This window comes from Streptomyces atratus (assembly GCF_900119365.1).
GTDB classification, from domain to species: Bacteria; Actinomycetota; Actinomycetes; order Streptomycetales; family Streptomycetaceae; genus Streptomyces; species Streptomyces atratus_B.
On the sequence record NZ_FPJO01000015.1, the window covers coordinates 29,945 to 51,365 of the forward strand.

Here is a 21,421-nt window from a genome sequence, read left to right on the forward strand (position 1 = left end):
CGCTCGGGTGTCGCTTTCGACATGCCCAACCGCCGTGAACTTCGGATTCAGTTAGATCTGGACCCTCAAACAACGAATTTCATCGATCTGGGCTTGCCAGACCGACGAGTCCCGGTGCACAGTGGATGCGTGGCCAGTCGCAGCGCAGACTCCAGGACCGGGAACGGATCGTCACCAGCGGTCGATGCCGTGTCCCTCGCAATCATCGAGCAGCTCCAGGAGGACGGACGCCGTCCGTACGCCGCTATAGGCAAGGCCGTCGGCCTCTCCGAGGCGGCCGTGCGGCAGCGCGTCCAGAAGCTGCTCGATCAGGGCGTGATGCAGATCGTCGCCGTCACCGATCCCCTCACCGTGGGGTTCCGGCGGCAGGCGATGGTCGGCATCAATGTCGAGGGAGACCTCGATCCCGTCGCCGAAGCACTGTCGGCCATGGCCGAATGCGAGTACGTGGTGATGACCGCGGGCTCCTTCGACCTGATGGTGGAGATCGTCTGCGAGGACGACGACCACCTGCTGGAAACGATCAACAAACGCATCCGGGCCCTCCCCGGTGTGCGCTCCACCGAGAGCTTCGTGTACCTGAAGCTCAAGAAGCAGACCTATATGTGGGGAACCCGATAGCCGTGAGCAAGGACCTCAGCCGAACCGCGTACGACCACCTGTGGATGCATTTCACCCGCATGTCGGACTACGAGAACGCGCCCGTTCCCACCATCGTGCGTGGCGAGGGCACCTACATCTTCGACGACCAGGGCAAGCGTTACCTGGACGGCCTCTCCGGCCTGTTCGTGGTCAACGCCGGTCACGGCCGTCACGAGCTCGCCGAGGCGGCGTACAAGCAGGGCCAGGAGCTGGGCTTCTTCCCGGTGTGGTCCTACGCCCACCCGAAGGCCGTCGAGCTGGCCGAGCGCCTCGCCGACTACGCCCCGGGCGACCTCAACAAGGTCTTCTTCACCACCGGTGGCGGCGAGGCCGTCGAGACCGCCTGGAAGCTGGCCAAGCAGTACTTCAAGCTCCAGGGCAAGCCGACCAAGTACAAGGTCATCTCGCGTGCGGTCGCCTACCACGGCACCCCGCAGGGCGCCCTGTCCATCACCGGCCTGCCGGCCCTGAAGGCCCCCTTCGAGCCGCTGGTCCCCGGCGCGCACAAGGTGCCGAACACCAACATCTACCGCGCCCCGATCCACGGCGACGACCCCGAGGCCTTCGGCCGCTGGGCCGCCGACCAGATCGAGCAGGAGATCCTCTTCGAGGGCCCGGAGACCGTCGCCGCGGTCTTCCTGGAGCCGGTGCAGAACGCCGGTGGCTGCTTCCCGCCGCCGCCCGGATACTTCCAGCGCGTCCGCGAGATCTGCGACAAGTACGACGTGCTGCTCGTCTCCGACGAGGTCATCTGCGCCTTCGGCCGCCTCGGCACGATGTTCGCCTGCGACAAGTTCGGCTACGTGCCGGACATGATCACCTGCGCCAAGGGCATGACCTCGGGCTACTCCCCGATCGGTGCCTGCATCGTCTCGGACCGCATCGCCGCGCCGTTCTACGAGGGTGACAACACCTTCCTGCACGGCTACACCTTCGGTGGCCACCCGGTCTCCGCTGCGGTCGGCCTCGCCAACCTCGACATCTTCGAGCGCGAGGGCCTCAACCAGCACGTCCTGGACAACGAGAACGCCTTCTTCACGACGCTGCAGAAGCTGCTCGACCTGCCGATCGTCGGCGACGTCCGCGGCAACGGCTTCTTCTACGGCATCGAGCTGGTGAAGGACAAGGCCACCAAGGAGACCTTCACCGACGAGGAGACCGAGCGCGTACTGTACGGCTTCCTCTCCAAGGCGCTGTACGACAACGGCCTGTACTGCCGGGCCGACGACCGCGGCGACCCGGTCGTCCAGCTCGCGCCGCCGCTGGTCTCCGACCAGTCGACGTTCGACGAGATCGAGGGCATCCTGCGCACCGTCCTCACGGAGGCATGGACCAAGCTCTGACCGGCACGACGACCGGCCGTCCGACCACGGATCGGCCGTCGGCCGGACGGCCTTTCGGCTTGACCATCGCTTGACCACTGCTTGACCGGCTTCCAGCCGTCATCCTCATACGGTCCACACGGCCCGGATGCGCCCATTCGAGTGGGAAGGGGCGCACCCGGGCCGTGTGCTGTGCGCTCACCGCGGTTCGAATCCTTACGGTGCCGAGTGACCGATCGGCCTTCTCTTCGTTCCCCCGTACGGGGGACGGGAATTACGATCTGAACCGAGGTGTACGCCATGGTGGCCCCGCCGGACAACGACGTGATCTGGGCGCGTTCCCTGCACCATTCCCACAACGGCTCACCCGCGCTCGGCGGTGTCTCCCTGGGCGTCCGTGACGCCGAGATCCTCGCCGTGACGGGCCCCCGGGGCTGCGGCAAGACGACCCTGCTGCACTGCCTGTCCGGTCAGCTGGTGCCCGAGCAGGGCGAGGTGTGGTTCAACAGCGTCCCCGTCCACACCATGGGGCCCCGGCTGCGCGAACGGCTGCGCCGCGACAGGTTCGGCTGGATCGCCCCCGAGCCCCAGCTGGTGCCCGAGCTGAACACCTGGGAGAACACGGCCCTTCCGCTGCTGCTGCGCGGCGCCCCGCGCCGGGAGGCGAAGAAGGCCGCCCTGGAGTGGCTGGAGCGGCTCGACATCGGCGCCTGTGCCAAGCAGCGGCCGCACACCCTGCTCCAGGGACAGCGCCAGCGGATCGCCGTGGCCCGCGCCCTGGCCGCCGCCCCCACGGTGATCTTCGCCGACGAGCCGACCGCGACCCTGCACCGCAGCGACCGGACACATGTACTGCGCACCCTCACCAGCGCGGCCCGTTCGCACGGCATCACGATCGTGCTCGCCACCCATGACCCGGAGATCGCCGCCCTCGCCGACCGCACGGTCCCGCTGCTGGACGGCCGCCGCGTCGCCACCGTCGCCCTGCCCGCCGTATCCGATACGGAGGGCCGCGCGGCGTGCTCGCTCTCCGTCTAGCCCGGGGTTCCCATCCGCTGGTCCTGCTGCGGCGGCTGCTGGTCGCCGCCGCCTCCGCCGGAGTCGGCTTCCTCCTGCTGTGCACCCTGAGCTACGCGTCAGGGCACCCGGCGCACTCCACCGCGGCCGTGCTGCGCCTGCTGTGGTGCTTCGTGCCGCTCGCCACCACCGTGCAGTTCGCGGTCGCGGTGGCCCGTACGGACCCGAGCACCCGGCCACGTTCCGGGCTGTCCGCCGTGGGCCTGGGCCCGGTCCGGCTCGCCGTGCTCGCCGCGGTCTCCACCGCCGTCTCCTGCGCCCTCGGGTCGATGGTGGCGCTGCTGTTCTTCCTGCATCTGCGCGGTGACCTGACCGGGCTGCCGTTCGACGGCGCTGCGGCCGGGCTGCTCGACGCCGAGGCCCCGCTGCCGCTCGCCGCCGTGCTCGTGCTGCTGGCCCTGGTCCCGGTGGCCGCGGCGAGCGCGAGCGCGCTCGCGCTGCGCGCCGGGCCGGTCTCGACGGCTGCCCCGGACGACACCTCCTCGGACGTACTGACGGAGCCGGAGGCACCCGATCCGGCGGCGCCCCCGACGGGACTGCCGTGGGGCGTGGCGCTGACCGCGACCGGTCTCGCCGTCGAGGCGTACATGAGCCGGAGCGACGGTCACAGCCTGCTCCCGCTGCCCGGCAGGCTCGAAGCCACCCCGGCCGGGGTGCTGGTGGGGTGGACGCTGACGGCGGTCGGACTGGCCGTGGCGGGTCCGGGGCTGGCCCATCTGTGCGGGCGGCTGCTGCAGGCGGTGCGCCCCGGCGCCGTACGTCTGCTGGCGGGCCGGGTGCTGATGGACGAGTCGCGCCGGATCGGGCGGCCGCTCGGCATGGTCTGCGCCGTGCTCGCCGCAGCCGTCGCCGGCTACGCGCTGTACGGGACGGACGCACGCCCCCTCGGCCCGCTCACGGCGCTGGGCGCGGTACTCGTTCTCGGCTGCACGACGGCGACGCTGCTGACCTCGGCCCTGGAGGCGAGGCAGGCGCGCGCGCAGACCTTGCGGGCGCTGCTGCGGCTCGGCGCCCCGGCGTCGGCCCTGCGCGCCGCGACAGCCCTGCGCGCCGTCGCGCTGCTGCTCGTCTTCGCCCCGCTGACCTGGCTGATCGCGGAGCTGGCCGCGCTGCCGCTGACGGCCTGAGGACGCCGCCGGACCGGGGCCGGTCCGGCGGCCACATAGCACGACAAGGTGGACAACCCGGACGACACCAGTCCGTCGGCCTGACCGTCTTCCCGCCGGTGCCCGGGCTCCCCTTCGATCCGTACCGCGGCCTGCTCTACTCCCCCGACGCGCTCTACGCGGGGCTGCCGGACGGCGGCTACGCGGCGACGCCCGCGCTGGCCGCCGGCCGGGCGACGGAGTCCCGGATCGCGCTCGTGGACACGGCGAACGAGCCCCTGAGGCACTCGCCCGGTTGTCGGCGGCGTAGGGCGGCCGGTTCAGGAGGACGCGAGCCGGGCCACCAGCGCGTCGAAGAAGGCTTCCCAGCCGTCCTCGGCCGCCGCGTACTGCTCGGGCGTGAGGTTGCCGCCGCGCTGCCGGAAGACCAGCTCGGTGGTCCTGTCGCCGCGGTCGGCGAAGGTGGCGGTGACGATCTCGCCGTCGGTGCCGGCGGGCGCGGAGGCGTCCTTCATCGTGAGCACCAGTCGCTCGGGGGCCACCACCTCCCGGTAGACCCCGTGGAACGGCATCTCGGTGCCCGGCACCACCATGACCAGGCTCCAGTCGCCGCCCGGCCTGACGTCCATCGACACCCGGTCGAGCGGCACCTCGGCGTCACCGCCGAACCAGGCCGCGAAGTGCTCGGGCGTCGTCCAGGCCTCGAAGACCCGTTCCCGCGGGGCATCGAGGATGCGGGTGATGTCGATGCCCTCGCGTGCTGACTCGGTCATTGTCCCTGTCCTTCCCGGAGTCGTTCCGGATCTGCCGCACGGCCCCGGGGCTGCCCCCGAAGACGTGCCTCAGGACCCCGGGGGCGGCCGGAGCCGCACTCCGGGGCATCAGGCAATCGTCCGGCCGGCGGCCGGATCCCGCGACCGGGACCGGTCACGGCTGGTCCGGTGCGGTGAACGCGCCCGGTCAGAAGCGGGCGGGCAGGACGACGGTCTCCGCCGCGTCGAAGCCCGCCCCGACCGCCGCGCCCTCCTCGGGCGCGTCCCGCAGCGCGCACTCCGCCTCCAGGACCGGACCGCGCTCCGGCATCAGCCGTACGGCGACGTGGTTGCCCCGGAACGTACGCGTCCCGACCACGCAGCGCAGACCCTCGTCCGGGGCGCCGATCCGGACCCCGGCCGGACGCACCAGCAGATCGCACGCCCCCTGCGGCGAGTCCTCGGGCACCGGCACCCTGCCCCACACCGTGTCGGCGACGGCACCGGTCACCGTCGCCTCGACCACGTTGTCGAAGCCGAGGAACCGGGCGACGAAGGCGGAGGCCGGCCGCTGCCAGACCTCCAGCGGGGTGCCCGCCTGGGCGATCCGTCCGTCGCACATCACCACCACCCGGTCGGCCAGGGCGAACGCCTCGCCCTGGTCGTGCGTGACGGCGAGCACCGTCGTACCCAACTGCCCGAAGAGCGTGCGCAGTTCGACGACGAGCCGTTCACGCAGACCGCGGTCGAGCTGGCCGAGCGGCTCGTCCAGCATCAGCAGCTTGGGGCGCGGGGCGAGGGCCCGCGCGAGGGCGACGCGCTGCTGCTCGCCGCCGGACAGTGCGGCGACGGCACGCCGTTCGGCGCCGGGCAGGCCCACCATGTCGAGGAGTTCGCCGACCCTGCGCTCCTGGTCGCGGCGCGACACCCCGTGCATCCGCAGCCCGAACGCGACATTGGCGCCGACGTCCCGGTGCGGGAAGAGCTGGTGGTCCTGGAACATCAGGCCGAGACCGCGCCGGTGCACCGGCACCCCGGCCTGGTCGGCGCCGTCCAGCAGCACCCGGCCGCCGTCCGGCGGGTGCAGTCCGGCGACCACCCGCAGCAGGGTGGACTTGCCGCTTCCGCTCGGCCCGAGCACACACACGATCTCGTGCTCGGCGACCTCCAGGTCCACCGCGTCGAGCGCCGCCCGCTCGCCGAAGCGGACCGTGGCCGATTCCAGTGTCAGCATCTCTAGAACTCCCCGGACCGGTCCGTGCGGATACGTTCGAGCAGCAGCAGCGAGACGGCGCAGACCACCATCAGGATGGTGCTGAGGGCCATCGCCTGGCCGTAGTTGAGCTCCCCGGCCCGCCCCAGCAGCCGGGCCACGGCGACCGGCAGCGTCGGGCGGTCGGGCCGCGCGATGAACACCGTCGCACCGAACTCGCCGAGCGAGACGGCGAACGCGAAACCGGCCGCGACCAGCAACGCCCGTCGCACCAGCGGCAGATCGACCTCCCGCCAGGCCCGCAGCGGCGACGCCCCGAGCACCGCCGCCGCCTCCCTCAGCCTCCCGTCCACCGCGCGCAGCACGGGCAGCATGGTCCGTACGACGAAGGGCACACCGACCAGCGCCTGGGCGAGCGGCACCAGGATCCAGGAAGTCCGCAGATCCAGCGGCGGCTTGTCCAGCGTGATCAGGAAGCCGAAGCCGACGGTGACCGCGGACACCCCGAGCGGCAGCATCAGCAGCGCGTCGAAGCCGCGCACGAGGCGCCCGGCGCGCCGGGTCAGCGCCGCGGCGGCCAGCCCGCCGACGACGAGCGCGATGACCGTCGCGACCAGCGCGTACTGCAAGGAGTTCCAGATCGCTTCGAGCGGCGCGACCAGGAACGTACCGCCGCCCGCGTCCACGGACGCCAGGGCACGGTAGAAGTCGAAACCATGCCCGCCGGTGGTGTTCACGGAGCGCTCGACCAGCACCCCGAGCGGCAGCAGGATCAGCAGCAGTACGGTCAGCAGCACCCCGCAGAGCAGCGCCCACTGCCCGGCGCCGCGCGGCCTGCGGGCGGTCTGCGCCGCGTCGACCAGCTTCAGCGCGGTCTCCCGGCGCCGTACGGTCCACGCGTGCACGGCGAGGATCGCGCCGACCGCGGCGAACTGCACCAGCGTCAGCACGGCGGCCGTCGGCAGGGCGAGCAACTGCGCGGTCTGCCGGTAGATCTCCACCTCCAGCGTGGAGAACCCGGGACCGCCGAGGATCTGCACGACACCGAAGGAGGTGAAGGTGAAGAGGAAGACCATCAGCGCGGCCGCGGCCACGGCGGGTGCGAGGGCCGGCAGGGTGACCCGCCGCCAGGCGGCGAACCGTCCCGCGCCCAGCACCCTGGCGGCCTCCTCCTGCCGGGGGTCGAGCTGGGCCCACAGCCCGCCGACCGTCCGTACGACCACCGCGTAGTTGAAGAAGACATGGGCGAGCAGAATCGCCCAGACGGTGGTGTCGAGTCGTACGCCCCAGAGTTCGTCGAGGAATCCGCCGCGCCCCAGCAGCGCCAGGAAGGCCGTCCCGACGACCACGGTCGGCAGGACGAACGGCACCGTGACGACCGCCCGCAGCAGTTGTTTGCCGGGGAAGTCGAAACGGGCGAAGACATAGGCGCCGGGCAGCGCGATCAGCAGGGTCAGCGCGGTCGAGGCGAGCGCCTGCCAGCTGGTGAACCAGAGGACCTCGCGGATGTCCGGCCGGGTCAGCACCTCTCCGATCCGGCCGAACTGCCAGACGCCGTCCACCTTCAGGCCGCGGCCGACGATCGCGGCGACCGGGTAGGCGAAGAACAGCGCGAAGAACGCGACGGGCACGGCCATCAGGCCGAGCCGCACCGCGCTCCCGCGCCGGGCCTTCGCACGAGCGCCCTGCGCGTGCGAAGGCCGGACCGACCGGCCGCGGGGAGCCTTCCCGCCCGCGTCCGGTCCGCGTACGGGGGTCTTCGTTACTTCACTACGAGCGAGGACCACGACTGGACCCACTGCTCACGGTTCTTGGCGATGAGGTCCGGGGCCACGGTCGTCGGCCTGTCCACCGTCGCGCCGAACTTCGTGAAGAGCTCCGGCAGTTCCGCGTCCTTGGTGACCGGGTTCACGAACATGTTGAGAGGCATGTCCTCCTGGAACTTCTTGCTGATCAGGAAGTCCAGCAGGGCCTTGCCGCCCGCCTCGTTCTTCGCGCCGTTCAGCAGCCCGGCGAACTCGATCTGGCGGAAGCAGGTCCCGGTGGCGACACCGGTCGGGGCCTCGGCCGGCTGCGGCTTCGCGTACAGCACCTCGACGGGCGGGCTGGAGGCGTACGAGACGACGAGCGGCCGGTCGGCCTCGGCCTTCTTGCCGCCCGCGGAGCCGGAGAACTCCTCGTTGTACGCCTGTTCCCAGCCGTCGACGACCTTGACGCCGTTGCTCTTCAGCTTCTTCCAGTAATCCTGGTAACCCTTCTCGCCGTAGGTGGCCACGGTGCCGAGGAGGAAGCCGAGGCCGGGCGAGGAGGTTCCCGCGTTCTCGGTGACGAGGAGGTTCTTGTACGCGGGCTTCGCCAGGTCGTCGAAGGACTGCGGCGGCGCGAGCTTCTTGTCGGCGAAGTACTTCTTGTCGTAGTTGACGCAGATGTCGCCGGTGTCGATCGGGGTGACCCGGTGCTTGTCCGCGTCGAGCCGGGTGTCTGCCGCGACCCGGTCGATGCCCTTCGCCTCGTACGGCGTGAAGAGCCCGCTGTCGAGGGCCCGGGAGAGCAGCGTGTTGTCGACGCCGAAGAACACGTCGCCGCGCGGGGAGCCCTTGGTCAGGATCTCCTGGTTGAGCGCGACACCCGCGTCGCCGCTCTTCAGCACCTTGACGGTGTAGCCGGTCTCCTCGGTGAACTCCTTCAGTACGTCCTCGGAGGCGTTGAAGGAGTCGTGGCTGACGAGGGTCACGGTCTTGGAGCCCGAGCCCTTCGTGCCGCCGGAACCGGCGGACTGATCGTCAAAACCGCCGCACCCGGCGAGTGCGGTGACGCCGAGCGCGGCGGCGGCGGCCGATGCCGCGAGCTGCCTGGTCCTGCGCGTGGTGCTCATTGTGGATTCCTCCTGGGTTTTGGCCAGGAAGAGACGCGGCCCCGCCCGCGAAGAAGCGGGCAGGGCGCAACAGCATGAGTTGATGACCGAACTTCCTACCCGGAATGACCCGGGCGAGGTTCAGAGGGTCTGCGGCCGACCTGTCCTCGGTGCCGCACTCTCAGCGCTGTGGCGCTCCCCTGTCGGAATATGAAGTTGATTTCGGGCCCAGGCTACACGGGGCCCGGGGCCCGTCCGGGAGTGGCCTCAGCGCTCGGCCGCCGCCAGCTGCCCGCAGGCTCCGTCGATCTCCTGGCCGCGGGTGTCCCGCACGGTCACCGGCACCCCGTGGGCCGCGATCGCCTCGACGAATGCCTTCTCGTCCTCGGGCCGCGAGGCGGTCCACTTGGAACCGGGCGTGGGGTTCAGCGGGATCAGGTTGACGTGCACCCGCTTGCCCTTGAGGAGCCGGCCGAGCCGGTCACCGCGCCACGCCTGGTCGTTGATGTCACGGATCAGCGCGTACTCGATGGAGATGCGGCGGCCGGACTTCTCCGCGTACTCCCACGCGGCGTCCAGCACCTCGCCCACCTTCCAGCGCGTGTTCACGGGAACGAGGGTGTCGCGCAGCTCGTCGTCCGGCGCGTGCAGCGAAACGGCGAGGCGGCACTTGAAGCCCTCGTCGGCGAAGCGGAGCATCGCGGGCACCAGGCCCACCGTGGAGACGGTGATCCCGCGCTGCGAGAGCCCCAGCCCGTCCGGCTCGGGGTCGGTCAGCCGGCGGATCGCGCCGACCACCCGGTTGTAGTTGGCGAGCGGCTCGCCCATGCCCATGAAGACGATGTTGGAGAGCCGCGCCGGGCCGCCGGGGACCTCGCCGTCGCGCAGCGCCCGCATCCCGTCCACGATCTGGTGGACGATCTCGGCGGTCGACAGATTGCGGTCGAGACCGGCCTGCCCCGTCGCGCAGAACGGGCAGTTCATCCCGCATCCCGCCTGGGAGGAGATGCACATCGTCACCCGCTCCGGGTAGCGCATCAGGACGGACTCGACGAGCGTCCCGTCGTGCAGCTTCCAGAGCGTCTTGCGGGTGGTGTCGTCGTCGCAGCTGATGTGGCGGACCACGGACATCAGATCGGGGAACATCGCCTCGGCGAGCTTGTCCCGCGACGCGGCCGGGATGTTGGTCCACTCGGCCGGGTCGTGCGCGTACCGCGCGAAGTAGTGCTGCGAGAGCTGCTGGGCGCGGAACGGCTTCTCGCCGATCGCGGCGACGGCTTCCTTGCGCTCGGCGGGCGTGAGGTCGGCGAGGTGCCGCGGCGGCTTCTTGGCTCCGCGGGGCGCGACGAAAGTGAGTTCTCCGGGCTTAGGCATGGTCCATCCAGTGTCGCAGACGGAACAGTGAGGGCCCGCCGTCCTGTGGACAGCGGGCCCTCACTCGAATAATCCCAGGTCAGCGGCGCGATCTCAGCCGGAGCCGACGAACAGCACCAGCAGCAGCCAGACCACCGGGGCGGTCGGCAGCAGCGAGTCGAGCCGGTCCATGATGCCGCCGTGCCCCGGCAGCAGCGTGCCCATGTCCTTGATCCCGAGATCCCGCTTGATCATCGACTCGCCGAGGTCGCCGAGCGTGGCACTGGCCGCGACGGCGAGCCCGAGCAGCAGCCCCTGCCACCAGGAACCGCCGTCGATCAGGAACTGCATGCACAGCGCACCGGCCACCATCGCGAAGGCGACGGCCCCGAACAGACCCTCCCGGGTCTTTCCGGGGCTGATGCGCGGCGCGAGCTTGTGCTTCCCGAAGCGCCAGCCGACGGCGTACGCACCCGTGTCGCTGACCACGGTCAGCAGCAGGAAGGTGAGCACCCGCTGCGGCCCGTCGTCGGCGGTCAGGAGCATGGCGACGAACGTGGCGAGGAACGGTACGTAGAACGCCGCGAACACACCGGCCGTGACATCCTTGAGGTAGCCCTCGGGCGGCTCGGTCATCCGCCAGACGAGCACCGCCAGCGCGGTCAGCGCCATCGCCACCCAGGCGCCTTCGGCGCCCTTCGCGTAGCCGGCGACCACCATCGCCGCGCCGCCCACCGCCAGCGGGACGAGCGGCGCCTTGATGCCCTTGCGCTCCTGGAGCCGGGAGGTCAGCTCCCACAGGCCCACGACGACGGCGACGGCGATCACACCGACGAAGACGGCCTTGACGATGAACAGCGAGGCGACGATGACGGCGCCGAGCCCCACACCGACCCCTATGGCGGCTCGCAGATCACGGCCCGCACGTTTCTTCTGCGGGGGCGGCGGCGCGGTGGACATGGGCTCCTGCGGCTTCTCGTCACGGAACAGGGGGCCGCCGCTCAGGCGTCCGGCCCCCTGGTCCCGGTCATCACGGTCGTCAGCGTCTCTACCTGCGTCGGGAACGTCCGGCACGATGGGCATGGGCCGAGTCTGCTGGGCGTCATGCACATCGTAAGCAGGACCCGCCGGGGCAGCCCGCATCTCGGGCGCACCCCAGTGGCCGGCTCCCTGCGGGGCGCCCCAGGAAGAGTCGTTCATCAGACTTCGAGCAGCTCGGCTTCCTTGTGCTTGAGCAGCTCGTCGACCTGCGCGACGTACTTCGCGGTGGTGTCGTCGAGCTCCTTCTCGGCGCGACGCACCTCGTCCTCGCCCGACTCCTTGTCCTTGACCAGCTTGTCGAGGGTCTCCTTGGCCTTGCGGCGCACGGCGCGGATGGAGATCTTGGAGTCCTCGGCCTTGCCCTTGGCGACCTTGATGTAGTCGCGGCGGCGCTCCTCGGTGAGCTCCGGGAAGGTCACCCGGATGATATTGCCGTCGTTGCTCGGGTTGACGCCGAGGTCCGAGTCGCGGATCGCCTGCTCGATGTTGCGCAGCGCAGTCTTGTCGAACGGCGTCACGACGGCCATGCGCGGCTCGGGCACCGAGAACGAGGCGAGCTGGTTGATCGGGGTCAGCGCGCCGTAGTAGTCGGCGACGATCTTGTTGAACATCGCGGGGTGCGCACGGCCGGTGCGGATCGCGGCGAAGTCCTCTTTCGCGACGACGACGGCCTTCTCCATCTTCTCCTCGGCCTCGAGGAGGGTTTCTTCGATCACCACGTGCTCCTGCGTGTCTTGAGTGGGCCCGTCGTGCCCGGGCCCGGCGGATCCTGCGTCGCGTCCTCACCTGCACGGTGTCCGACCGGCAGGCCGTTGTCCATCCTTCGGGGCCGGTCCCGGGGGTGACCCCGGGGGCCCGGACCTTCCCGTGGTACTCCGGGAAGGTCCCCCGGTCCTCAGACCCGGGTGCTCCGGTCACTCACGAGCGTGCCGATCTTCTCACCCTTGACCGCGCGGGCGATATTGCCGGTGGCGGTGAGCTCGAAGACGAGGATCGGCAGGTCGTTGTCGCGGCAGAGCGTGATGGCGGTGGCGTCGGCGACCTTGAGATCGCGGGCGAGAACCTCGCTGTACTCGAGCGCGTCGAACTTCACCGCGTCGGGGTTGCTCTTCGGGTCGGAGTCGTAGACGCCGTCCACCCCGTTCTTGCCCATCAGAAGGGCCTCTGCGTCGATCTCCAGGGCGCGCTGGGCGGCAGTGGTGTCGGTGGAGAAGTACGGCATCCCCATGCCGGCGCCGAAGATGACGACGCGGCCCTTCTCCAGGTGGCGCACGGCGCGCAGCGGAATGTACGGCTCCGCGACCTGCCCCATGGTGATGGCGGTCTGGACGCGGGAGTCGATGCCTTCCTTCTCCAGGAAGTCCTGGAGCGCCAGGCAGTTCATGACCGTGCCGAGCATGCCCATGTAGTCGGACCGGGCCCGGTCCATGCCGCGCTGCTGGAGCTCGGCGCCGCGGAAGAAGTTGCCGCCGCCGATGACGACCGCGATTTCCGCGCCGTCGCGGACGACAGCCGCGATTTCCCGGGCGATGGCGTGTACGACGTCGGGGTCGACACCGAGACCCCCGCCGCCGGCGAACGCCTCTCCGGACAGCTTCAGCATGAAGCGTCCGGCCACCTTGCCGTCGTCGCGCTTGTGGTCACCTTGTGCGGCGTCCGCGCCCTTGTTCATGGAGATTCTCCTCGTGCACATACGAAGAAGGCCATTGCCGGTGGGTCTGGTGTCCCTCAGCGGCAATGGCCTCCTCGTCAGATCTGCGGTCGTACGGCGTGAGTGCGGCCGACGACTGCACTAGACCCTATCGGGGTCCACCGTTGTTCGCGGACGGACTCAGATGCCGACCTTGATGCGCGAGAAGCGCTTCAGGGTGACACCGGCCTCGTCCAGGACCTTCTGGACGGACTTCTTGTTGTCCAGCGCGTACGGCTGGCCGAGGAGGGTGGCCTCCTTGAAGAAGCCGTTGACGCGACCCTCGACGATCTTCGGGAGCGCGGCCTCGGGCTTGCCCTCGGCGCGCGTCGTCTCCTCGGCGACGCGGCGCTCGGCCTCGACGACCTCGGCCGGGACGTCCTCGCGGGACAGGTACTTCGGGGCGAACGCGGCGATGTGCTGCGCGATGCCCTTGGCCAGCTCGGCGTCGGCCTTGTCCAGCTCGACCAGAACACCGATCTGCGGCGGCAGGTCGGGCATGGTGCGGTGCATGTACGCGGAGACGTACGCGCCGGAGAACTGCGCGAAGCGGTCCAGGACGATCTTCTCGCCGAGGTTGGCGTTGGCCTCGTCGACGTACGCCTGGACGGTCTTGCCGGCCTCGATCTCGGAGGCGAGCAGCGCCTGGATGTCGGCCGGCGAGGTGGCGGCGACGTGAGCGGCGAGGGTGCTCGCGACGTTCTGGAACTTCTCGCCCTTGGCGACGAAGTCCGTCTCGCACTTCAGCTCCAGCAGAACACCGGACGTCTGGTCCTCGGAGATGAGGGAGACGACGGCACCGTTCTCGGCAGAGCGGCCCTCGCGCTTGGCGACGCCCTTCTGGCCCTTGATACGGAGCGCCTCGACGGCCTTGTCGACGTTGCCGTCGGCCTCGTCGAGCGCCTTCTTGCAGTCCATCATGCCGGCGCCGGTCAGCTCGCGGAGCTTCTTGACGTCAGCGGCGGTGTAGTTCGCCATGAGTCTGTGTTTCTCTCTCGAAGTCTGAAAGATCTACGGGTGAACGGCGGGGGCGGTGCTTGTGGCACCGGCCCCCGCCGTCTTCAGCCGTGACGGGTGTCAGGCCTGCTCGGCGTCCGCGGCCGGAGCCTCGGCCGGAGCCTCGGCCGGAGCCTCGGCAGCAGCCTCGGCGGCGGGGGCCGCGGCGGCCTCGGCGTCCGCGACCTTCTCGGTCTCGGCGGAGGTCTGCACCTCGGCGTCGGCCTTCTTGTCGCCCTCGAGCAGGTCGCGCTCCCACTCGGCGAGCGGCTCGCCGGCGGCCTTCTCGCCCGGCTTCGAGTCACCGGTGGCGGCACCGGAACGGGCGATGAGGCCCTCGGCGACGGCGTCGGCGATCACGCGGGTGAGCAGGGTGACGGAGCGGATCGCGTCGTCGTTGCCCGGAATCTTGTAGTCGACCTCGTCGGGGTCGCAGTTGGTGTCGAGGATCGCGACGACCGGGATGTGGAGCTTGCGCGCCTCACCGACGGCGATGTGCTCCTTCTTGGTGTCGACGATCCAGACGGCGCTCGGCACCTTCTGCATCTCGCGGATACCACCGAGGGTCTTCTCCAGCTTGGCCTTCTCGCGGGAGAGGACCAGGAGCTCCTTCTTGGTGAGGCCGGAGGCGGCCACGTCCTCGAAGTCGATGAGCTCGAGCTCCTTCAGACGCTGAAGGCGCTTGTAGACGGTGGAGAAGTTGGTGAGCATGCCACCGAGCCAACGCTGGTTGACGTACGGCATGCCGACGCGCGTCGCCTGCTCGGCGATGGCCTCCTGGGCCTGCTTCTTCGTACCCACGAACATGATGGAGCCGCCGTGGGCGACGGTCTCCTTGACGAACTCGTAGGCGCGGTCGATGTACGACAGCGACTGGAGCAGGTCGATGATGTAGATGCCGTTGCGCTCGGTGAAGATGAAGCGCTTCATCTTCGGGTTCCAGCGACGGGTCTGGTGACCGAAGTGGACGCCGCTTTCCAGCAGCTCCCGCATCGTGACGACGGCCATGGCCGTACTCCTTGAGGTGCTCGGTTGTCGCGACCGCAGGATTGCTGTCGCGCCTGACGCCCCGACGCGCCGTGCCACGAGGGACCGAGGAGCGCGGCCACCGTCCGCAGAGAGGGAGGTGGCGGGGCGTGCGAAGTCGACCCGGTGACCCGGATCGCCATAGGAAGTGTACGGGACGGCCCGGGTGCCGGGTGACGGCGCTGTCCACAACCGGCTGGTTGTCCACAGATCCGGTTCATGATCCCCGCGGATCGTGGGGCTGCGGGACGGTTCCGCCATGCGATCCACAACCGATCCGAGCACAACTGGTCCGACCGCTCCCCCGGAGCCCGCTTCCCTTCGTCTGCGGGAGGTGCTCGTGGTGGCGGTGGTGGCCCTGCTGGCGGTGGTGTGCGGCCCGTCGGCCGCCACCGCACGGGCACCGGCACCCGCACCCGTTCCCACGCCGTCCCCCGCACCGGCTCCGGACGGCGACCGGGCCTGGCCGTTGGCGGGGCGGCCTCCGGTCGTACGGGGCTGGGAGCCCCCAGCCGGCCCCTACGGGCGGGGGCACCGCGGCGTCGACCTCGCCGCGGAGCCGGGGGCGGCGGTGCTCGCCGCCGCCCCGGGACAGGTCTCGTTCGCAGGGCGTGTGGCAGGGCGCGCAGTGCTGGCGATCGAGGTGGCCGGCAGCGGAGATCCGCCGTTGCGGACCACGTACGAACCGGTGCGCGCGCTCGTCGCGAAGGGCGAGAAGGTGACGGCGGGACAGGTGGTGGCGGTCGTGGAGACGGGGCCTTTCCACTGCGCGTCGGGCTGTCTGCACTGGGGGCTGCGGCGCGGTGACACCTATCTGGATCCGCTGTCGCTGCTGCCGCCGTCGCTGCTGCGACGGAGCCCGTCCCGGCTGCTTCCAGTGTTCGGCGTGCCCGAGCCCGAGTCCGGGCAATCGGCGACGGGGACCGGGGACGGGCTCGCCGCCCCCGGCGTTCTGCTCGCGGTCGCCGCGTCGCGGCGGCCGCGTCAGCCCTGCGCGCCCTGCACGCCTCGGAGAATCATGGCGACGGCGGTGTCCGCGATCACGGACGGCTCCTCGGCCACGGCCAGTTCGATACGTCGCACCGCGGCGTCCACCGAACCCTGGAGCAGCATCGCCGCCAGCCTCGGCTGGGCGTGGCCGAGGTCGCCGAGCGCCTCGACGATCATGGCGATCAGCCCGCCGTGCGCAGCCCTGATCTTCTCGCGCGCCCCGGCGTCGAGTTCGCTCGCCGAGATGGCGACGACCGCCCGGTGGCGGCGGTCCCCGACGAGGTCGAGCTGCCGGCGCACATAGGCCTCGATCTTGCCCTCGGGCGTGGTGGCCTGCTCCATCGCATGCTCGACCTCGGCCGCCCAGACGGGGAAGTCGACGGCACAGAGCTCTTCGACCACGGCCGCGCGGGAGCGGAAGTACTCATACACGGAGGACCGGGCGAGGCCCGTGCGTTCGGCGAGTGCGGGGAAGGTCAACGCCTCCGTACCACCCTCGGACAGCAGGGAGCGTGCGGCGTCCAGGAGGGCGCCGCGCTGCATGGTCCGGTGCTCGGCCACCGAGGCCGCTCGAATCCTGGGCACGTGTCCACTCTACGGCGGCCGGTGTTCGAGAGGACGGGTACGGCCCTGATCCGTGGCCGAAGCGGCCATGACCGGCACCGGCCGCGGGTGGCTCTCAGCGTCCGGCGTCGGCCAGTTTCGCGCGCAGCTGGAGCACCGATTTGGTGTGGATCTGACTGACCCGGCTCTCGGTGACGCCGAGTACATTGCCGATCTCGGCGAGGGTGAGGCCCTCGTAGTAGTAGAGCGTCACGACCGTCTTCTCGCGCTCCGGGAGCGTGTTGATGGCCCGGGCGAGCAGCCGTCTGAGCTCGCGGTCCTCGGCGACCTCCACCGGATCGTCGGCGGTGGTGTCCTCCAGCGTGTCCATCAGGCTGAGCCGGTCGCCGCCCTCGCCGCCGACATGCAGCAGCTCCTCCAGCGCGACCACGTTCGCCAGTGACAACTGGCTGAAAACCGCGTGCAGTTCCTCCAGCGCGATACCCATCTCCGCGGCGACCTCCGCCTCGGAAGGGGTACGCCGCAACTGCGCCTCCAGCGTGGCGTAGGCGCGTTCCACGGCCCGCGCCTTCTGGCGCACCGAGCGCGGGATCCAGTCCAGCGCCCGCAGTTCGTCGATCATCGCGCCGCGGATGCGGGTGATCGCGTACGTCTCGAACTTGATCGCGCGCTCGATGTCGAACTTCTCGATCGCGTCGATCAGTCCGAAGACCCCCGAGGAGACGAAGTCCGCCTGCTCGACGTTGGAAGGCAGGCCCACGCTCACCCGGCCCGCGACGTACTTCACCAGCGGTGAGTAGTGCAGGATCAGCTGCTCCCGCAGCCGCTCGTCGCCCGTGGCCTTGTACGAACGCCACAACTCGTCGAGCGAGGAGGGGGCAGGGGGGCGCACAGTGCCACGCGCAGCCGGTGGTACTGCCGCGCGGTCAGACCCGGAGGTGTGCTGGGGCATGTGGTGCCTTGAGCCGTTCTGCTGTGAAGTGCTGGGACGTATGTCTGAGCCGGAATCCTTGTGAGCGTAGCGTGACTGTGATGTCGCGGTCCGCGCAGGATAAGGGATCGGCGCCGTGCGATTCCGGCCGATCCGACATGACTGAGGTCCGGGGCCGTCGCCGCGTGCGCCGGCCCCGGAGGCGTCGCTGAAGGATCCGCCGAGGTCATCTGCATCACCTTTTCACCCGAATGCTCCAGGTCAAGTACCGCCTCGCCGCGCGTCGCCATTGCAAGTCGACCGCGGCGTCAACTGCCATCCATCGCCATCCCGTTCGACGAACCCCAGTGAGTGCAGTTCGTACAGCCTGCCGAGCGCCTCGTCGGTGCTGGTTCCGGCGGTACGGGCCACATCCCGCCCGCTGACGGAGCCCCGGTACGGCAGTGCGTCGAGGACTCTGGCGGAGACCGCGTCCAGCAGGTCCCGGGGGTGCACGGGGCCTCGTCTGGCCGGAGCGAGTTCGCCGATGTCCCCCACCAGTTCGGCGACTTCCGAGGCGTCGGTCACCAGGACGCCCTCTCCGCGCAGGAGTTCATGGACCCCTGCCGACAGCCCACTGGTGGCGGGGCCCGGCACGCCCATGGTGAAGCGGCCGAGCCGCTGTGCACAGCGTGCGGTGACCAGTGAACCGCTGCGGTATTCGGCCTCGACCACGACCGTCCCGCGCGTCAACGCAGCGATGACCCGGTTCCGGAGGATGAATCTGCTGCGGGTGGGATGATCGGACGGCGGCAATTCGCCGATGACGAGCCCCTGTTCCGCGATCCGTCCGATCAGCTCGGCGTGTCCCCGGGGATAGGGGACGTCCACCCCGCAGGCCAGTACCGCCGTCGTCGCCCCGCCGACGGCGAGCGCGCCCCGGTGCGCCGCCCCGTCGACCCCGAACGCGGCTCCCGACACGACCACCCACCCCAGTTCCGCGAGTCCCGCGCCGAGGCCGGCCGCCATGTGCGATCCGTAGGGCGTGCAGGCTCGGGCGCCGACCACGGCGACCGAGCGCAGCGCCCAGAGCCTCAGATCGCGGGGCCCCCGCACCCACAGCCCGGTCGGCCTGGCGTCCGCGAGGTCGTCGAGCTGGCTGGGCCATTCCCGGTCCCCGGGGCAGATGAACCGCCCGCCGAGCGCGTTGACCGTCGAGAGGTCCTGTCCGGGGTCGGCGCCTTCGGCCCGCAGCCGGTATCCGGCGAGCCGTTTCGGGGTCATTCCGCTCAGCTGCTCCGCCGTGCCGTCCCGGGTGGTGATCCGCCGCACCAGCTCGACGGCACCGCACTCGCGCAGCCAGCGGCCACCGTGCTCGTCCCCCGGCTCGATGATGCGGGTCAGGGCGGCCCGCGCCAGCCGCTCCTGACCGCTCACCGTCATGACGCCCCCGCGTTCGTCAGGGCGCCCCGCGAGATCCCGGTCCGCAGCTCCAGCGCCACCGCGACGTCGGACGCGTCCGGGCGGTCGGCGCCGCGCAGATCGGCGACCGTCCACGCCACCCTGAGCACCCGGTCCAGGCCCCGCGCGGTGAGCAGGCCCCGCTCCATGTCCCGTTCGGCTTCCATGAGCGCGCCCGGTGCCGCGACCAGTCTGGTCCGCAGCTCATGGCCGGGCACCTCGCTGTTGGAGGACCACGCGGTGCCGGCCAGCCGGTCCGCGGCCCGGGCCCTGGCCTCCTGGACCCGGGCCGCGACGGAGGCGGTCGGCTCACCCCGGCTGCCCGGCCCCATCAGGTCCTGACGCCTGACCGGGTCGACGACCACCCGCAGATCCACCCGGTCGAGCAGTGGCCCGGAGAGTCGCGCCTGGTAGCGCCTGACCGCCGACGGCGGGCATTCGCAGCCCGCCCCGCTGAGGCTGTGCCGCCCGCACGGGCAGGGGTTGGCGGCCAGCACCATCAGGAATCTGGCGGGCAGCCGCACCACCCCGGCGCTGCGTGCCACCACCACGTGCCCCGATTCCAGCGGCTGGCGCAGCGCGTCCAGTGCCCGCATGGAGAATTCGGGCGCTTCGTCCAGAAAGAGAATCCCCCGGTGGGCCAGCGAGACCGCGCCGGGCCGCGGCAGTCCGTTGCCCCCGCCGACCAGCGACTGCATCGTCGCCGAGTGGTGGGGCGCGCAGTAGGGCGGCCTGGCGACCAGCGGCTCCCCCGGCGGCAGGATGCCCGCCACCGAGTGCACCGCGGTCACCTCCAGGGACTCCTTCCTGGTCAGCGCCGGAAGGATCGCCGGCAACCGCTCGGCCAGCATGGTCTTGCCGGCGCCCGGCGGCCCCGAGAGCAGCAGATGGTGACCGCCGGCCGCGGCGACCTCCAGAGCCTTGCGGGGCCGCTCCTGCCCCGCCACATCCGCCAGATCGGGTGGATTCCCCTCGCCCTGCCCGGTCCCGCGGGCGAGCCCGGTACCGATGCCCGCGCCGGGCACCATCAGCCCGGCCAGCATGGTGCCGGGGCGCCCCTCGTCGTGCGCCTCCCGCTCGTCGGGCACCGGCTCCTCGCAGAGCACGGCGATCAACTGCCGCAGGCTCCGTACCCCGAGGACGGAGACGCCGGGGACCAGCGCCGCCTCCCCCGCGGTCTGTTCGGGCACGACCACCTGCCGGTATCCGGCCTCCGCCGCGGCGAGCACGGCCGGCAGCACGCCGCGCACCGGCCGCACCCGGCCGTCGAGCCCGAGCTCACCGATCATCACCACATCGGCGATGGACGCCGGATCGATCCGCTCGGCCGCCCCCAGCACCGCGCAGGCGACGGCCAGGTCGAACCCGGAGCCACCCTTCGGCACGGAGGCCGGTGACAGGCCCACCGTGAGCTTCTTCTGCGGCCACTCGGCCCCCGAGTTCACCACCGCGGCCCTGACCCGGTCCCGGCTCTCCACCAGGCTCTTGTCCGGCAGCCCCACCAGGGTGAACGCGGCCACCCCCGCCTCCAGGTCCGCCTGGACCTCCACCACCACGCCCTCGACGCCGACGAGCGCCACCGAGCACGCCCGCGCGAACCCCATCAGGCCACCCCCCGCGCATGCTCGGCAACGGGCGCTCCGCGCCTGGGCAGCACCACTCCGACCAGGTCGATCCGGACCCCGCCGGGCGGCGGGCCGCCGTGCCGGTCCAGCCAGATGCCGGCCAGCCTCCGCAGCCGCTCCGCCTTGACCGGCGTGACGGCCGCCATCGGGTGCTCGAACGCACCCGCCCTGCGGGTCTTCACCTCGCAGACCACGAGTGCGTCGCCGTCCATCGCGACGATGTCGATCTCACCGGCGCGACAGCGCCAGTTCCGCTCCAGTACGGACATGCCGGACTCGGCCAGCAGCCGCACCGCCAGATCCTCGCCGTACCGCCCGAGTGCCCCCCGTGCGTTCATTTCGGCACCACCTCCGGGACCGACTCTGGCGCGTCCGGTCCCGGCTTGTGGATCTTGGTGGACAACTCCGGGATTGTGGATATCCCGGCCACCCGGAAGTGGGAATCACTCCCCTCTCAAAGTGGGCTCAGCCACCCGGAAGTTCGAGATCGCTCTTGTTGAGCTCCTCGATGTTGACGTCCTTGAACGTCAACACGCGTACCTGCTTGACGAACCGCGCGGGCCGGTACATGTCCCAGACCCAGGCGTCCGCCATCGATACTTCGAAGAACACCTCGCCCTGGACCGAGTGCACCTGCATCTCGTAGTCGTTGGTGAGGTAGAAGCGCCGTTCGGTCTCGATCACATATTTGAACAGACCGACGACATCTCGGTACTCCCGGTAGAGCTTCAGCTCCATCTCGGTCTCGTACTTTTCGAGGTCCTCGGCGCTCATTGGCATGTTCCCCTTCAGCCGTGCG

Annotated in this window: 20 protein-coding genes and 1 pseudogene; 5 read left to right on the plus strand and 16 right to left on the minus strand. The window is 70.7% G+C overall.

From position 1 onward, the window contains the following. The first annotated feature begins 129 nt into the window (after positions 1-129). The 4 genes from BT364_RS23425 to BT364_RS23440 all read left to right on the plus strand — a co-directional run bounded on the left by BT364_RS23425 (position 130) and on the right by BT364_RS23440 (position 4,168). Positions 130-621, plus strand: coding sequence for an Lrp/AsnC family transcriptional regulator (locus BT364_RS23425; RefSeq protein ID WP_176729251.1), 492 nt, complete (start codon positions 130-132; stop codon positions 619-621). Beyond that, positions 606-1,985 carry an aspartate aminotransferase family protein gene (locus BT364_RS23430; protein WP_072487209.1) on the plus strand — a complete coding sequence of 460 codons (1,380 nt, stop codon included), beginning with the start codon at positions 606-608 and terminating at the stop codon, positions 1,983-1,985. Before BT364_RS23425 ends, BT364_RS23430 begins: the two co-directional genes overlap by 16 nt. A 279-nt stretch (positions 1,986-2,264) precedes the next feature. Next, positions 2,265-3,002, plus strand: a complete 738-nt coding sequence (locus tag BT364_RS23435; protein ID WP_072487210.1) for an ABC transporter ATP-binding protein — start codon at positions 2,265-2,267, stop codon at positions 3,000-3,002. Next, a complete protein-coding gene (locus BT364_RS23440) occupies positions 2,984-4,168 on the plus strand; it encodes a hypothetical protein (protein ID WP_072487211.1) in 1,185 nt (394 codons plus the stop codon). The genes BT364_RS23435 and BT364_RS23440 overlap by 19 nt, the downstream gene beginning before the upstream one ends. Positions 4,169-4,467: 299 nt before the next feature. Here BT364_RS23440 and BT364_RS23445 read toward each other — a convergent pair whose 3' ends face one another. From BT364_RS23445 to rpsB, 10 genes are all read right to left on the minus strand, one after another. Next, the gene (locus BT364_RS23445; RefSeq protein ID WP_072487212.1) at positions 4,468-4,920 is read right to left on the minus strand and encodes an SRPBCC family protein; all 453 of its coding nucleotides are present in this window, start codon (positions 4,918-4,920) and stop codon (positions 4,468-4,470) included. Positions 4,921-5,107: 187 nt separating this feature from the next. Then, positions 5,108-6,133, minus strand: a complete 1,026-nt coding sequence (locus BT364_RS23450; RefSeq protein ID WP_072487213.1) for an ABC transporter ATP-binding protein — start codon at positions 6,131-6,133, stop codon at positions 5,108-5,110. Positions 6,134-6,135: 2 nt separating this feature from the next. After that, complete coding sequence (locus BT364_RS23455) at positions 6,136-7,749, minus strand: ABC transporter permease (RefSeq protein WP_072487329.1); 1,614 nt, start codon at positions 7,747-7,749, stop codon at positions 6,136-6,138. A gap of 125 nt (positions 7,750-7,874) precedes the next feature. After that, positions 7,875-8,987, minus strand: a complete 1,113-nt coding sequence (locus BT364_RS23460) for a thiamine ABC transporter substrate-binding protein (RefSeq protein WP_072487214.1) — start codon at positions 8,985-8,987, stop codon at positions 7,875-7,877. Positions 8,988-9,233: 246 nt separating this feature from the next. Next, positions 9,234-10,340, minus strand: coding sequence for a dual-specificity RNA methyltransferase RlmN (gene rlmN / locus BT364_RS23465; protein WP_072487215.1), 1,107 nt, complete (start codon positions 10,338-10,340; stop codon positions 9,234-9,236). Between the two features lie 93 nt (positions 10,341-10,433). Further along, positions 10,434-11,519 (minus strand): phosphatidate cytidylyltransferase, encoded by a 1,086-nt coding sequence (locus tag BT364_RS23470; RefSeq protein WP_072487216.1) that lies wholly within the window; start codon positions 11,517-11,519, stop codon positions 10,434-10,436. Then, the gene (gene frr / locus BT364_RS23475) at positions 11,519-12,076 is read right to left on the minus strand and encodes a ribosome recycling factor (protein ID WP_072487217.1); all 558 of its coding nucleotides are present in this window, start codon (positions 12,074-12,076) and stop codon (positions 11,519-11,521) included. The genes BT364_RS23470 and frr overlap by 1 nt, the downstream gene beginning before the upstream one ends. Positions 12,077-12,255: 179 nt before the next feature. Next, positions 12,256-13,032 carry a UMP kinase gene (gene pyrH / locus BT364_RS23480; RefSeq protein ID WP_072487218.1) on the minus strand — a complete coding sequence of 259 codons (777 nt, stop codon included), beginning with the start codon at positions 13,030-13,032 and terminating at the stop codon, positions 12,256-12,258. A 159-nt stretch (positions 13,033-13,191) separates the two neighbouring features. Then, complete coding sequence (tsf, locus tag BT364_RS23485) at positions 13,192-14,028, minus strand: translation elongation factor Ts (protein WP_072487219.1); 837 nt, start codon at positions 14,026-14,028, stop codon at positions 13,192-13,194. 99 nt (positions 14,029-14,127) lie between these two features. Further along, positions 14,128-15,054 carry a 30S ribosomal protein S2 gene (gene rpsB / locus BT364_RS23490; protein ID WP_072487220.1) on the minus strand — a complete coding sequence of 309 codons (927 nt, stop codon included), beginning with the start codon at positions 15,052-15,054 and terminating at the stop codon, positions 14,128-14,130. A 277-nt stretch (positions 15,055-15,331) separates the two neighbouring features. Here rpsB and BT364_RS23495 point away from each other — a divergent pair. Continuing rightward, positions 15,332-15,970: pseudogene (locus tag BT364_RS23495) on the plus strand (murein hydrolase activator EnvC family protein); the annotation flags it as partial. Between the two features lie 86 nt (positions 15,971-16,056). Here the strand turns inward: BT364_RS23495 and BT364_RS23500 are convergent. From BT364_RS23500 to BT364_RS23525, 6 genes are all read right to left on the minus strand, one after another. Further along, on the minus strand, positions 16,057-16,623 hold the full coding sequence (locus BT364_RS23500; protein ID WP_072487221.1) for a TetR/AcrR family transcriptional regulator: 567 nt from the start codon (positions 16,621-16,623) through the stop codon (positions 16,057-16,059). Between the two features lie 118 nt (positions 16,624-16,741). Continuing rightward, positions 16,742-17,578 (minus strand): RNA polymerase sigma factor WhiG, encoded by an 837-nt coding sequence (whiG, locus tag BT364_RS23505; protein WP_072487222.1) that lies wholly within the window; start codon positions 17,576-17,578, stop codon positions 16,742-16,744. Positions 17,579-17,818: 240 nt separating this feature from the next. Further along, the gene (gene dprA / locus BT364_RS23510; protein ID WP_072487223.1) at positions 17,819-18,979 is read right to left on the minus strand and encodes a DNA-processing protein DprA; all 1,161 of its coding nucleotides are present in this window, start codon (positions 18,977-18,979) and stop codon (positions 17,819-17,821) included. Further along, the gene (locus tag BT364_RS23515; protein WP_072487224.1) at positions 18,976-20,601 is read right to left on the minus strand and encodes a YifB family Mg chelatase-like AAA ATPase; all 1,626 of its coding nucleotides are present in this window, start codon (positions 20,599-20,601) and stop codon (positions 18,976-18,978) included. The genes dprA and BT364_RS23515 overlap by 4 nt, the downstream gene beginning before the upstream one ends. Beyond that, a complete protein-coding gene (locus tag BT364_RS23520; RefSeq protein WP_072487225.1) occupies positions 20,601-20,960 on the minus strand; it encodes a YraN family protein in 360 nt (119 codons plus the stop codon). The genes BT364_RS23515 and BT364_RS23520 overlap by 1 nt, the downstream gene beginning before the upstream one ends. Positions 20,961-21,087: 127 nt before the next feature. Further along, positions 21,088-21,396, minus strand: coding sequence for a DUF2469 domain-containing protein (locus tag BT364_RS23525; RefSeq protein WP_003965949.1), 309 nt, complete (start codon positions 21,394-21,396; stop codon positions 21,088-21,090). Positions 21,397-21,421 lie beyond the last annotated feature (25 nt).